The organism is Nocardia sp. NPDC049190 (assembly GCF_040648115.1).
Lineage (GTDB): Bacteria > Actinomycetota > Actinomycetes > Mycobacteriales > Mycobacteriaceae > Nocardia.
In genome coordinates, this window is record NZ_JBEZDE010000010.1 from 14,305 (window position 1) to 27,145 (window position 12,841).

13 protein-coding genes are annotated in these 12,841 nt (G+C 67.2%); 5 read left to right on the forward strand and 8 right to left on the reverse strand.

From position 1 onward, the window contains the following. Nucleotides 1-27: 27 nt before the first annotated feature. From AB0B25_RS11250 to mftR, 6 genes are all read right to left on the reverse strand, one after another. Nucleotides 28-2,301, reverse strand: coding sequence for a SpoIIE family protein phosphatase (locus AB0B25_RS11250; protein WP_357177107.1), 2,274 nt, complete (start codon nucleotides 2,299-2,301; stop codon nucleotides 28-30). A gap of 76 nt (nucleotides 2,302-2,377) precedes the next feature. Then, nucleotides 2,378-3,010 carry a SpoIIE family protein phosphatase gene (locus AB0B25_RS11255; protein ID WP_357177108.1) on the reverse strand — a complete coding sequence of 211 codons (633 nt, stop codon included), beginning with the start codon at nucleotides 3,008-3,010 and terminating at the stop codon, nucleotides 2,378-2,380. Next, nucleotides 3,003-3,416, reverse strand: a complete 414-nt coding sequence (locus AB0B25_RS11260) for an ATP-binding protein (RefSeq protein WP_357177357.1) — start codon at nucleotides 3,414-3,416, stop codon at nucleotides 3,003-3,005. Before AB0B25_RS11260 ends, AB0B25_RS11255 begins: the two co-directional genes overlap by 8 nt. Beyond that, nucleotides 3,406-3,795 carry an STAS domain-containing protein gene (locus tag AB0B25_RS11265; protein WP_040779629.1) on the reverse strand — a complete coding sequence of 130 codons (390 nt, stop codon included), beginning with the start codon at nucleotides 3,793-3,795 and terminating at the stop codon, nucleotides 3,406-3,408. Before AB0B25_RS11265 ends, AB0B25_RS11260 begins: the two co-directional genes overlap by 11 nt. Nucleotides 3,796-3,807: 12 nt before the next feature. Next, a complete protein-coding gene (locus AB0B25_RS11270) occupies nucleotides 3,808-4,701 on the reverse strand; it encodes an STAS domain-containing protein (RefSeq protein ID WP_327118405.1) in 894 nt (297 codons plus the stop codon). Nucleotides 4,702-4,840: 139 nt separating this feature from the next. After that, complete coding sequence (gene mftR, locus AB0B25_RS11275; RefSeq protein WP_357177109.1) at nucleotides 4,841-5,461, reverse strand: mycofactocin system transcriptional regulator; 621 nt, start codon at nucleotides 5,459-5,461, stop codon at nucleotides 4,841-4,843. Nucleotides 5,462-5,501: 40 nt separating this feature from the next. On the opposite strand from mftR, the gene mftE reads away from it, so the two are divergent. Together mftE and mftD are read left to right on the forward strand one after the other, a co-directional pair. Beyond that, the gene (gene mftE / locus AB0B25_RS11280; RefSeq protein WP_357177110.1) at nucleotides 5,502-6,203 is read left to right on the forward strand and encodes a mycofactocin biosynthesis peptidyl-dipeptidase MftE; all 702 of its coding nucleotides are present in this window, start codon (nucleotides 5,502-5,504) and stop codon (nucleotides 6,201-6,203) included. After that, complete coding sequence (mftD, locus tag AB0B25_RS11285; RefSeq protein WP_357177111.1) at nucleotides 6,200-7,444, forward strand: pre-mycofactocin synthase MftD; 1,245 nt, start codon at nucleotides 6,200-6,202, stop codon at nucleotides 7,442-7,444. Before mftE ends, mftD begins: the two co-directional genes overlap by 4 nt. Before the next feature lie 3 nt (nucleotides 7,445-7,447). Here the strand turns inward: mftD and AB0B25_RS11290 are convergent, their stop codons facing one another. Continuing rightward, on the reverse strand, nucleotides 7,448-7,918 hold the full coding sequence (locus AB0B25_RS11290; RefSeq protein WP_357068049.1) for a MarR family winged helix-turn-helix transcriptional regulator: 471 nt from the start codon (nucleotides 7,916-7,918) through the stop codon (nucleotides 7,448-7,450). Nucleotides 7,919-8,200: 282 nt separating this feature from the next. Between AB0B25_RS11290 and AB0B25_RS11295 the strand changes: the two genes are divergently transcribed. Together AB0B25_RS11295 and AB0B25_RS11300 are read left to right on the forward strand one after the other, a co-directional pair. Then, nucleotides 8,201-9,877, forward strand: coding sequence for a fumarate hydratase (locus AB0B25_RS11295; RefSeq protein ID WP_357177112.1), 1,677 nt, complete (start codon nucleotides 8,201-8,203; stop codon nucleotides 9,875-9,877). Between the two features lie 201 nt (nucleotides 9,878-10,078). Next, nucleotides 10,079-10,483, forward strand: coding sequence for a hypothetical protein (locus AB0B25_RS11300; protein ID WP_357177113.1), 405 nt, complete (start codon nucleotides 10,079-10,081; stop codon nucleotides 10,481-10,483). Between the two features lie 575 nt (nucleotides 10,484-11,058). Here AB0B25_RS11300 and AB0B25_RS11305 read toward each other — a convergent pair. Further along, on the reverse strand, nucleotides 11,059-11,964 hold the full coding sequence (locus AB0B25_RS11305) for a helix-turn-helix transcriptional regulator (protein WP_357177114.1): 906 nt from the start codon (nucleotides 11,962-11,964) through the stop codon (nucleotides 11,059-11,061). Between the two features lie 136 nt (nucleotides 11,965-12,100). On the opposite strand from AB0B25_RS11305, the gene AB0B25_RS11310 reads away from it, so the two are divergent. Further along, nucleotides 12,101-12,799 carry an SDR family NAD(P)-dependent oxidoreductase gene (locus AB0B25_RS11310; protein ID WP_357177115.1) on the forward strand — a complete coding sequence of 233 codons (699 nt, stop codon included), beginning with the start codon at nucleotides 12,101-12,103 and terminating at the stop codon, nucleotides 12,797-12,799. Nucleotides 12,800-12,841: the final 42 nt, after the last annotated feature.

The window sequence follows — 12,841 nt, forward strand, 5'->3', positions numbered from 1 at the left end:
AGCGGTCGCGTTCGATCTGTCGCATCGTCACCCGGAAATTCGGCGGTTGGTGCCGCGCAACGGGTTGGCCACCGGGAAGGCGATCGCGGGCAGTGTCACCGACATCCGGACCGTCGTGCCTGGTCCGGAGTGGTCGATGTCGAGTTCTTCGGTCAGCGCGCGCATCATCTCGATGCCACGGCCTCGATAGCCGGGATCGGAGGCGCGTGGCTTCCAGTTGCCGGTGTCGGTGATCACGATGACCACCATGTCGATATCGCACGTGGCCGACAGCTGGACCCGCCCGCCGTCGCCGTTGCGATAAGCGTGTTCGATGCTGTTGCTGCACGCCTCGTTGGCCGCGGCGACCAGATCCGAGGCCAAGTCATGCGGTACCGCCGCGGCGGCCAGCCATGCCTTCAGGGTGCGGCGCATCACCGCCAACTCGTCGGCCAGCGCGGGGACGTCCAGGCGTAGTGGCTCGGGTGGCTGGCGATAGACCACCATGGCGACGTCATCGTCGTACCCTGCCGCGGGCCGCAACCGGGACAGCACTGCGTCGGCCACCTCACGCGGTAGCCGCGCCGACGTGTCGGCGAGCACCGAGGCGATCTTGGCGAACCCGTCGTCGATGTCGACGCCGCGCTGTTCGACCAACCCGTCGGTGAACAGCACCAAAGTCGAACCGGGCGTCAGCGCCGTGGTGGCCTCGGGGCGCCGCGGTGGGTCGAAGGTGGCCAGCGGTACCGAACGGCCGCCCTCGAGCAGCCTGCCGGTTGCGTCGACATCGGCGAGAATCGGCGGCATGTGGCCGGCGCTGCTGTAGCGGACCAGCCCGCGCACGGGGTCGAGCACGGCGGCGCACACCGTGGTGCACATGGCGCCCGGGATGCGTGCGGCGACGGTGTCGAGTTCGGCCAGCAGCTGTGCCGGTCCTGCACCGCGTAGGAGCAATGCCCGCGCGGCGGTCCGCAACTGGCCCATCACGACAGCGGCGGACAGTCCTCGTCCCACACAGTCGCCCACCACGACGCCGATGGTTCCATCGCGCAACGGCACCACGTCGTACCAGTCGCCACCGATCTCCAGCGGTGGCAGCGCGGGTTCGTAATGTACCGAGAATCGTGGTGGCAGCTCGATCGGGCCGAGCATGGCGCGCTGCAGGGTCAGCGAGGTGGCGCGCGCTTGGTCGAAGTTACGCGCTCGCTGTACCGCGAGGCTGAGATGACCGATCAGTAGGGAGAACAGTGTCCAGTCCGCGGCGCTGATCGCCCGCGGCGCGGCGAAGCGCAACCACATCGCCGCGTCTCCGGTCTCACCGAGCGGGGTGACAATGCCCTCGGAACTGTCGGCGCCCTCGGGGATGGCCAACAGACTGCGGGCCGGCCTGCGTCGGGCCCGTTCGAGCAGCGCCCGCGAACGGTCGTCGAGCGCGGCGTCACCGTTGTGCGAGGTGCGGTCCGCGCCGGCGCCGGAGACGTATACCTCGGGTGCGGCGTTGCGGCTCGGCCACACCGCCACCACCGCGGTCTCCGCGCCCACCGTGCGCCGCAGCTCGTCGAGTCCCACGGCGAGTACTTCGACCACGCTGGTCGCCGCGCCGACCGCGGTGGCCAGGCGGGAGGCGGCCTGGTCGCGGGCCTGCGCGTCGTGCTCGGCGGTGACGTCCCGGATCGTGCCGACAAATATCCGCTCGTTGCCCTCCGGCTTGATCAGCGCGCTGGTGCTCACCGCGAGCCACACGTTGCGCCCGTCCCGGTGCCGGATCGGGATGACGAAACGTTGTGCCTCGGTACCGAGATCGGGATAGCGCGGACCCTCCGGAGCAGACCACGGATGCGGAAGCGGGTAGGGGATTTCGGCGGCGCCGTAGCCGGTCAGCGCGCCGAAGGCGGTGTTGACCTCGATGATGGTGCCTTGCGCATCGGCGACGAAGAAGCCGTCTTGCAGCGATTCCACCAGCGCGGTGCGGAACGCGTCCCGTCCGGCGAGATCGTCAGCGCGCGTACGCTGTTGCTCGTAGCGGCGGGTGCCGTCAAGATAACCCCGCGTGGCGATATCCAGCGGAACAAGTGTCTGCAACAGGAACTCGAGCGCGATCTCGGGCAGGCGGCTGTCGGATTGGTCCTGCTCGGGCCGCCGCTGTTCGGCGTCCTGGACCACCCGGAAGTGGTTCTCGGTGAGATCGAGCAGGCTGATGCCCTCCACCAGGGCGCGCCGGCCGAGTTCGTAGCCGTCGGAGAGGCCGGCCTGGGTGGGCGAATCCACGTGGCGCCGTAGCGCGTCCGCGTAGGCGCTGAGGAACTCGGCCAGTTCGCTCATGGCTGCGCCTCACTGACGCCAGGATTCGGCACGACCGTGTTCGCGGCTGCGTCGATGGTTCGGTCGCTACGCTCGCTCATGCCGTCGGACCTGCCGCGCCGCGGTGTCGGGCGGCCAGCACGAGAGCGTCGTCGGTGTCCTTGGCGTGCTTGGCCAGAATGTCGGAGGTGATATCGGCAGTGGATTTGGCCAGGTCGACCTCGTCGGCAGCTTCGGGGACGATGCCGTCGGTGGACATCAGCAGCAGATCCCCCGGGCGGACCGCGATGGACTGCGGTTGGAGGTTCGCCGGTAGCCGATAGCCGACGATTCCCGCGGTGAGCAGCACGGTGGCGCGTACGGTCAGACCGGCGGGACCCGCGGTGAGCACCCGGGATTCGACATTGCCGACGCCGAGCCAGTGCACGGTGTCGCTCTCCTCGAACAGGGCGAGCGAGATCGCTGCCCCGCGAGTGTCGGTCAATGCGCGGTGACACAGCACCATCAACACATCCAAGGGTTCGGCGCGGTTCTCGGCCAGCACGCGCGCCGCACGGTCGGCGGCGTCGGCTGCGGCCGCGCCGTGCCCGAGCCCGTCCAGGACGGCGAACAGCACTGTACCGCCACCGGTGTCGAGGACGACTCCACGATCACCGGAGACATCCTGACCGGGTAGCGCGCGACCGGCCACCGCCCACTCGATCCGGCCGATGTAGCCGTCCTCATGCACCGTTGGGTACCCACTTCCACATCTCCACCAGCGTGCCGCGCCCCGGCGCCGAGTCGACGGTGAGCCGGTCCATCAATCGTCGCGCGCCAGGAAGGCCCAGCCCGAGACCCCGTCCGGTGGAGTAACCGTCCTCCAGCGCGCGCGGAATGTCGTTGATGCCCGGTCCTTGATCCTCGGCCTGGACTACCAGCGCCTGACGCCCCTCGCGGTCATCGACCAGCAAACGTATCTCGCCGCTGCCCGCGTAACTGGTGATGTTGCGGGCGATCTCGGAGATCGCCGTGGAGATCATGGTGCGGTCGGTGAGGGTGAATCCGAGCTTTGCTGCGAGTTCGTGTCCGGCCTGACGCGCGGTCACGATGTCACCCGACACCCGGACCGCGATCACCACGTTCTCAGCGGCCACTGTCACGACCGTCTCGCTGGCGACGGGCTGGAGTCTTGCGGTCCAACCAGGCGAGTCCCTCTTCGAGATCGAGGGCGGTGTGCATGTCTTCGAACGTGAGCCCGAGTTGCACCATGGCGAACGCGACTTCCGGTTGCAGTCCGACGATCACCGTTTCGGCGCCGCGCAGCTGCGTCATGTGCGCGATGGTACGCAACGATCTGGCGGCGAACGAATCCATCACATCGATCGCGGTGACGTCCACGATAATTCCGTGTGCCCGATATTTGCTGACCTGTTTCATCAGGTCGTCCTGCAGACGCTCGGTGTCGGCGTCGGTCAGCGCGGACTGAACCGACGCAATGAGATACGTACCCTGTTTGAGAATCGGTACCGGCATCAATCCGCCTGATCAGCGGCCATCGCGTTCGGAGACGCGGGAAACCTCATAGCCCAGTAGGCGTTCGGCTTCCTCGATACCGCCCTGCAGGTCGCCGACCGCGTTCATCTTCGACAGGTCCAGACCGATGGTGACCAGCGTGAGTGCGATCTCCGAGGACAGGCCGGTAATGATCACGTTCGCGCCCATCAGGCCGGAAGCGTCGACGGTCTGCACCAGATGGTTGGCCACCGTGGAGTCGATCGCGGGCACACCGGTGATGTCGATGACGACCACCTTGGCGCGGTTGGCCCGGATCGCCCGCAGCAGTTGCTCGGTGAGCTGGCGGGCGCGCTGGCTGTCCAGCACGCCGATGATCGGCAGGATCAGCAGCTGTTCGCGGACCTGGAGAACCGGCGTGGACAGCTCGCGGATGGCCTCCTGCTGCTGGCGGATGACGCGCTCACGCTCCTGGACGAAGGAGACGCCCACGGTGTTGGCAATGCGGTTGGCAGCCGGTTCGTACGCGTCGAGTACCGCGTTGAGCAGTTCGAAGTCGGCCTGATATTTCTCGAACAGCGACCGGGCCAGCACGTCGCGCAGTAGCAGGACGATACCGAGCACCTCGTCGGTCTCGACGCCTCTGGGGATGATGCGTTCGGACAGGTCGCGCGCGTATGCCTGCAGCGCCTCGACGCTGCCGGTCTCGAGCACCTCGACGTAATTGTCGTAGACCGAGGTCGCCTCGGAGAAGATCTCCTCGGGGGTCATCGCGGTCAACAGCTGCGCGTCGGTGATGCGCCGGGCCCATTCCTCGCGGAGCGCGGTGCGGTTCTGGCGCAGATGCTCGACCAGTTGCGGGAGCAGGTTGTCGACCGGCCCCGCGGTCAGCGAATCCGCCGAAAGGCTCATGGACACCTCGGACATGAAACTCCTGCCCCTTTCGACGGTTGAGTCGGGATCTTCGTGTGTTCGGCTGCGCGCCGATTCCGAGCCTAGTCATACCCCACCCGGATCGCCGGCGAAACCTACCGGTTGTCCGCCTTCGGTTCGGGTGGCGGGGACGTCATGGCACCGTAGCGAATCCGCGTTCCAGCGCCGCGAGCGCCTCGTCCAAGTAGACGGTCAGGTCCGTGTCGGCTCGCGCGAGCCAGGCGTCGAACGCGGCGCGGGCGGCCGCGAGCGTGGTCCGGCCTACGGCGAGCGGGATCAGGCCGTCCGCCGGCTCGCCGAGCCGCCCCGCGGCGAATGTGCTCACCGCGCGTTCCCAGGCGTCGTAATGCGCGCCCGCGGTGGCGGCCAGCGCCGGGATGGTGGCGACGAGCTGCATTCGGGTGCGCAGTTCGGGGACGTCCTCGGCGCGATATCGATTGGCGTTCACCACGACTCGGCGGACGGCGGTCATCATCGGAACATCGTCGGGGACCGTGGCGAAGGCCGCGCGCAGTGCCGAGACTTCGTCGTCGAACTGGTGCCAGAGCACCTCCGCCTTGGTGGGGAAGTATCGGAAGAAGGTGCGCCCGCTGATGCCGGCGGCGGTGGCGATCTGCTCGACGGTGGTGTTGTCGAAGCCCTGTTCGGTGAACAGGCGCATGGCGATCAGTTCGAGTTCGCGCTTGCTGGTGCCCCGTGGGCGGCCACGTGTGGCCCGGTTCTCCCGCATCGTCTGATTCTGCTCGGCCGTCACGGCCCTTGATTATGTCATTGACTGACGATAATCTCTCGGCATGTTGGCGGATCTCACCTGGCCCGAGGCGGGCGCGCGGGCAGCCGCGGGTGCGATCCTCGCCGTAGCGGTCGGCGCGACCGAGCAACACGGGCCGCACCTTCCGTTGTCCACCGACACCGACGTGGCTGCGGAATTGTGCGCACGGCTCGTCGCCGTGCGGCCGGACGTGCTGGTCGGCCCGGCGATTCCGTACGGCGCCAGCGGCGAGCACGCGGGTTTCGCCGGCACGCTGTCGATCGGGCAGGCGGCGCTGGAGTTGCTGGTTGTCGAACTGTGTCGCTCGGCGACCGCGACCTTCGACCGGATTCTGCTGGTCAACTGGCATGGCGGCAATATCGAACCGTTGCGCAGGGCCGAAGGCCTGCTGCGTTCGGAGTCGCGTGACGTGCGGGTCTATCTACCGCGCTTCGACGGAGATCCGCATGCCGGGCGGGCGGAGACAGCTCTGCAGCTGGCGCTGGCGCCCGACCGGGTGCGCGGCGACCTGGCCGCGGCGGGGGACACCCGTCCGCTGTCCGAACTGCTCCCGCTGCTGCGCGCCGGCGGAGTACGTGCGGTGAGCGCCAACGGCGTGCTCGGCGACCCTGCGGGCGCGACCGCCGCGGAAGGTGCCGCCCTGCTCGACCGCGTCGGCGCGGATCTGATCGACCGAACCCGGCGCTGGTGGCCGGATGTCGCCCCGGAAAGGACCGGAACATGAACCCGTGGTTCGAGACCGTCGCCGAAGCGCAGCGCCGCGCGAAGAAGCGGCTCCCGAAGTCGGTATACGGCGCGCTGGTCGCCGGATCCGAGCGCGGTCAGACCATCGAGGACAACCAGAAGGCGTTCACCGAACTGGGGTTCGCGCCGCACGTCGCCGGGCCGATCGGCGTGCGTGACCAGTCCACGACCGTACTCGGTCGACAACTGTCGATGCCGGTGCTGATCTCCCCGACCGGAGTGCAGGCGGTGCACCCGGACGGTGAGGTCGCGGTCGCCCGCGCCGCGGCCGCGCGCGGTATCGCGATGGGCTTGAGTTCGTTCGCCGGCAAACCGATCGAAGCGGTGATCGCGGCCAACCCGGCCACGTTCTTCCAGTTGTACTGGTGCGGGGGCAAGGACGAGATTCTGCAGCGAATGAATCGGGCGAGTGCTGCTGGCGCCGTCGGTTTGATCCTGACCCTGGACTGGTCGTTCTCGCACGGCCGCGACTGGGGCAGCCCGGTGATTCCGGAGCGACTGGACCTACGCACCATGCTGAAATTCGCACCGCAGACTCTCGCGCGGCCCCGCTGGCTGGGCGCCTACCTGCGGTCGGGCCACCTGCCGGATCTGACCGCGCCGAACATGGCCGTCGGCGACGGCCCCGCTCCCGGCTTCTTCGGCGCCTACGGCGAATGGATGAACACGCCGGCGCCGGACTGGGCGGACGTGCGGTGGATCTGCGAACAGTGGGACGGTCCGGTCATGCTCAAGGGTGTGATGCGAGTCGACGATGCGCTTCACGCGGTCGACGCCGGTGTCGCGGCGATCTCGGTGTCCAACCACGGCGGCAACAACCTCGACGGCACCCCGGCCGCGCTGCGGGCGCTTCCAGTGATCGCGGACGCGGTGGGATCGCAGGTCGAGGTGGTGCTCGACGGTGGGATCCGGCGCGGTAGCGACGTGGTCAAGGCGGTGGCGCTGGGGGCGAGAGCGGTGATGATCGGCCGTGCCTACCTGTGGGGGCTGGCCGCGAACGGGCAGGGTGGCGTGGAGAACGTGTTGGATATCTTGCGCGGCGGCATCGATTCGGCGTTGCTCGGCCTGCGCAAGACCAGCGTCGCCGAGTTGGACCGCTCGGATCTGGTGGTGCCGGCCGGGTTCGGGCGGGCGCTGGGCGTGCCCGAATCATCCGGTGCGGCACCCGCATCGGCGGCGGACGAGCTGCGATCGGCGGCGGAGTCGACCACGTCCACCTGAGCGTCAGCTCTCGGCCGCGGAACTTCGATGGTGGGTGAGCAGGGTGTCGTAGATGTCGGCGAGCGCGGCCAATTGCTGTCGATCGAGGATGTCGATCATGTGCCTGCGCACACTCTGCACGTGCGCGGGCGCGGCGCAGGTCAGTACCTCGGCGCCGCGCGGGGTGAGCCGCGCCGCGGTGCGACGGGCGTCGTCCGGGATCGGTTCGCGCACCACCAGTCCGCGTTTCTCCATCCGGGTGATCTGATGGGAGAGTCTGCTCTGCGACCATTCGAGTTTGGCGGCCAGCGTGGCGAAGGTGAGCCGGTGGTCGGCGGTCTCCGCCAAGAAGGCGAGCACCGAGTATTCGACATAGGTGAGGTTGGACTCCCTGGTGGAGTCCCGCCCGACCGCCGCGGCGACGAGGTCGCGGGTGCGCACGAAGCCTATCCAGGCGCGCATCTCGACATCATCGAGCCAATGGGGGTCGGTCACGATAGCGCTCCAAACTCTGACGTATCACTTCTCAAACGATCCGCGTCGCTTGGCGCGGCGCGCGAACAGTCTGCGCGCGGCCGGACGATCGGCCGCCCGAGCGCTTTCTCAAAGATGAGAGGTAGCACCACCGGGGTTGAACGTGCAACCTTTTCGGCCGACTTCTCATAGATTAGGGTTGCCTAACTATCGATGGGCTGAGATGCGCTGGCTAGGCTCGCTGTGCTCGTGATCAGCCCGGCTGTTCGTCAGCTTTCGGGCCCACCCAAAGGAGTGCGACTGGTGACCGCGCCGGACTTTCGCTATTCAGACCTGCTGCCGATCGGCGCGGACGACACCCCCTATCGGTTGCTCACCAGGGAGGGCGTCAGCACCTTCGAGCACAACGGCCGCTCGTTCCTGCAGGTCGAGCCGGAGGCACTGCGACTGCTCACCGAAACGGCGATGCACGACATCAGCCACTACCTGCGCCCCGCGCACCTCGGCCAGCTGCGCAAGATCATCGACGACCCGGAGTCCAGCGGTAACGACCGCTTCGTCGCGCTGGATCTGCTGAAGAACGTGAACATCTCCGCGGGCGGTGTCCTGCCGATGTGCCAGGACACCGGCACCGCGATTGTCATGGGCAAGAAGTCCGAGGGCGTGCTCACCGGCGCGGACGATGCCGAATGGATCAGCCGCGGTGTCTTCGATGCCTATACCAAGCTGAACCTGCGGTACTCCCAGCTGGCGCCGATCACGATGTGGGACGAGAAGAACACCGGATCCAACCTGCCCGCTCAGATCGAGCTGTACTCCACGGCAGGCGATCGCGCGCATCCGGCATACAAGTTCTTGTTCATGGCCAAGGGCGGCGGATCGGCGAACAAGTCATTCCTGTACCAGGAGACCAAGGCCATTCTGAACCCCACGCGGATGCTGGAGTTCCTGGACGAGAAGATCCGCTCGCTCGGCACCGCGGCGTGCCCGCCGTACCACCTCGCGGTCGTCATCGGCGGCACCAGCGCGGAATTCGCGCTGAAGACGGCGAAGTACGCCTCCGCGCATTATCTGGACAACCTCCCTACCGAGGGCTCGCTGTCCGCGCACGCGTTCCGCGACCTGGAGTTGGAGGAGGAGGTCTTCAAGTTGACCCAGTCCTTCGGCATCGGCGCGCAATTCGGCGGCAAGTACTTCTGTCACGACGTGCGGGTAGTCCGGCTGCCGCGGCACGGCGCCAGCTGCCCGGTGGCCATCGCGGTGTCCTGCTCGGCAGACCGGCAGGCACTGGCCAAGATCACCGCCGAGGGCGTGTTCCTGGAGCAGCTCGAGCGCGAGCCCGCGCAGTACCTCCCGGAGCAGACCGACGCGATCCTCGGCGGTGACGTCGTGCAGATCGATCTGAACCGACCGATGGACGAGATCCGCGCCGAGCTGTCGAAATACCCGGTCAAGACCCGGCTTTCGCTGACCGGTCCGCTGGTGGTCGCGCGCGACATCGCGCACGCCAAGATCAAGGAGCGGCTCGACGCGGGCGAGCCGATGCCGAACTACTTGCGTGACATGGCCGTCTACTACGCCGGCCCGGCCAAGACGCCCGAGGGCTACGCCTCCGGCTCGTTCGGTCCGACCACCGCGGGCCGGATGGACTCCTACGTCGACCAGTTCCAGGCCGCGGGCGGCTCGTTGGTGATGCTCGCCAAGGGCAATCGGTCGGCGCAGGTGACCAAGGCGTGTAAGGAGCACGGCGGCTTCTACCTCGGCTCCATCGGTGGTCCGGCCGCGCGGCTGGCGCTGGACTGCATCAAGTCGGTCGAGGTCCTGGAGTACGCCGAACTGGGCATGGAAGCCGTGTGGAAGATCGAGGTCGAAGACTTTCCCGCGTTCATCGTCGTGGACGACAAGGGCAACGACTTCTTCGCCGAGACCCAGAAACCGATTGCGCTACGCGTGCGCACCCGGTCCAAAGAGCGCGTCTGATCCGGTTCCTTCGACCTGTAAAGCGGCAGTGCGCGGACACTGCGATGTCAGCGTGATCGCCGGGGTGATGGCACCGTCGACCGGGCACGCTTAGCGGAGTACGTCGTTGATTCCGGCTACCGACTCAGGTCGAGGAGAGCAATGAGGACATCGAGGGCAGTACCCGCGTCGTTAGGTATCTCTGAGGTGGCCACTCGGCGAGTGGCTGAGCGCGCCGCTCGCGAGGGGACGAGTTGCACCGCACTGGTCGAGCGTCTGATCCAGGAAGGCGTCGATCAACTCGACCATCCGGGGATCGTTTTTCGTGGTCCGATGAACAACCGTCGTGCCGTGCTCGCGGCAGGTCCGGCTGTCTGGGAAGTTGTTGCGCGCCTGCGGGAATTGGACGGGCCGGTGGAGCGCCGCATTGCCGTCCTCAGTGCGAAATCGGACCTGAACGCCGGCCGGATCCGGGTTGCCGTCGCCTATGCGCGAGCGCACGGCCCCGAGATCCTTGATCGAATCATGCGCAATCGTCAAGCGGCGGAGGCGTTTCACCGCGCACGGGTGAGTCGGGCGGCGGCCGTGGCACGGCCGGGAGCGCTGGACGGTCCTGTGCACAGCTGATTCGGGCGGATTGTCCGGTGTATTCGCTCTTCACATCGCTGGGGAGCGAATGTGAAAACCCGCTCTCGGGGCTGTCATCCGCGAACGGCCGTCGAGCCGCTGGGCCGGGTCCGCCGTGGCGCGTGCAACGCGATCGGTGCTTGTGGGGCACAGGGTTTCATGGCGGCACGGTTGCGCTTCCGGGTGGATGTGGTGCATTCGCTACCCCAAATATTGATAGCAAGCGAAGGCTCGATGTGATCCACAGCACTGGAATAGATTTGTGGACAACAAGATTTCCATGTGAGCGAAGTATTTGCCGCGTCAGGATATTTGACGGATGTCAGACCGTGCCTCATGGCCTTGACGTGGAGTAAATTGGTTCGAATGTCGGAATGATGCTGAGTTGCGGTGAATTTGCTACCTGTTATCCACAGGCTGGCTGGTGTAGCTCGATCAGCTCGGCGCACCAGGCGGTCGTCGACCTTGCTGCGCAGCATCGACGACCTCGTTCACCGGGCGGTCATGGGCGAGGTGCTCGCCGACGTCGAGTCGGCATCTCCAGGTCACTCGTTACCGGTCCGGGTGGGCACCGATTATGGCGCCCGCCACGCACTCCCGCTGAGTATTCCTGGGCCGAGGGATTGCCCGCCGAGGTCGGTTGCGAACGGAATCGGGGTCGCTGTCAACGTCGCCGAGGCCAGCAGCGCGAGCTTGTCGGCGTTGTCGGTCCCCGCGTCGGGGTGGTAGATGACGAGCATCTGTCCCGCGCTGCCGCCGATGAGGAGCTTCTCGCGATTCAAGCGAAGGTCGCCGACCTGCGGATGGTCGATGTGCGTAGACGCCCCCTCGCGTGCTCGGACATCGTGACGCCCCCAGAGTTGTCGGAAGCGCGCACTGGCCAGAGAGAGCTCACCGACGAGTTCGATGCAGCGGGGGTCATCGGCGTCGGTACCGACGGACTCGCGGAAGCCGGCGACCAAACGTTCGGTGTCCTCGGACCAGTCCGGGTACAGCTCTTGCTCGGCGAGGTCGAGGAACACATCCCGCAGCCGGTTGGCTCCCGCCACCAGCCGCGGCGAGAGTGCGGTCGCCAAAGTGTTGGCGGCGAGGACATCGAAGTAACGGCTCTCCACGAACGCGGGTAGCGGGATTGTAGCGACCAGTTTCGCGATCCCGGTCGGGATGCTCTCCTTCCTGGTGCGACGCCGTGATCGCCGGGGCTTGCCGGGTCCGAGGCCGAGTAGATAGGCCGTCGCGTCGTCGTCGAGGTGAAGCACACGGGCCAGTGACTCGAGAACCTGCACGGAGGGGTTACGGTCGCGGCCCTGCTCCAAGCGCAAGTAGTAGTCGGCGCTGATCCCGGCGAGCATGGCGACCTCTTCCCGGCGCAACCCCGGCACCCGCCGCAGGCCGAGCACGGGAATCCCGACCTGCTCAGGAGTGACGAGTTCGCGGCGGGCACGGAGGTACTCGCCCAGCGGATTCGGCTCGTCGCTCATGTCTCCACGGTAATCCGGGAAGCGCGCGCCTTCCTGGTCCTGTCACCCCCAGGAACGCGGGAGCACTGGCTGCGGCCGGACCAGAGCCGAAGGCTTGTCGACGACGGGTGCAGTCGGCAGATCGCGAAAGGACACCATGACCATCACACTGATCACCGGGGCCAACAAAGGACTCGGCTACGAGACCGCCCGCCGCCTGATCGACGAAGGACACACCGTCTACATCGGCGCCCGCGACATCGAGCGCGGGCAGAAAGCGGCGACCGAGTTGGGCACCCGCTTCGTGCAACTCGACGTCACCGACGATGCCTCCGTCGCCGACGCCATCCGGACGATCAGCGACGCAGAGGGACGCCTGGACGTTCTGGTGAACAACGCCGGCATCGGGGACAGCCGCCTCGGGATCGACAGCGTCAACGGCCCGGCCGCGCTGACGACGTTCGACACCAACGTCGTCGGCGTCGTCCGCGTCACCCAGGCCGCCTTGCCACTGCTGCGCAAGTCCGCGAACCCGGTCGTGGTGAACATCTCCAGCGGCCTCGGCTCATTCTGGGCAGTCACCAACCCCGACCGTCATGAATCGCACACCTGCCTCGTCGTCTACGGGGCCAGCAAAGCCGCCGTCTCGATGCTGACCGTCCAGTACGCCAAAGCTGCGCCGGACATCAAGTTCAACGCCGTCGAGCCCGGGTACACCGCCACCGACCTCACCGCGGGCTTCGGTGGCGGCCGCCCCGTCGAGGAGAGCGCCGATGTCATCGTTCGCATGGCCACCATCGGCCAGGACGGTCCGACCGGCACATTCCGTGAGACCGCCGGCGAACTCGCCTGGTGACATGGCCCGCCGCGGTGGGAACCCCAACTCCAGCTCAGTGGC

Excerpts from the sequence above, each read along its gene's own strand:
- AB0B25_RS11270 (WP_327118405.1), bottom strand. The coding sequence starts at position 4,701 with ATGTCCGAGGTGTCCATGAGCCTTTCGGCGGATTCGCTGACCGCGGGG.
- AB0B25_RS11265 (WP_040779629.1), bottom strand. The coding sequence starts at position 3,795 with ATGCCGGTACCGATTCTCAAACAGGGTACGTATCTCATTGCGTCGGTT.
- mftE (WP_357177110.1), top strand. The coding sequence starts at position 5,502 with ATGTTGGCGGATCTCACCTGGCCCGAGGCGGGCGCGCGGGCAGCCGCG.
- mftD (WP_357177111.1), top strand. The coding sequence starts at position 6,200 with ATGAACCCGTGGTTCGAGACCGTCGCCGAAGCGCAGCGCCGCGCGAAG.
- AB0B25_RS11305 (WP_357177114.1), bottom strand. The coding sequence starts at position 11,964 with ATGAGCGACGAGCCGAATCCGCTGGGCGAGTACCTCCGTGCCCGCCGC.
- AB0B25_RS11310 (WP_357177115.1), top strand. The coding sequence starts at position 12,101 with ATGACCATCACACTGATCACCGGGGCCAACAAAGGACTCGGCTACGAG.
- AB0B25_RS11250 (WP_357177107.1), bottom strand. The coding sequence starts at position 2,301 with ATGAGCGAACTGGCCGAGTTCCTCAGCGCCTACGCGGACGCGCTACGG.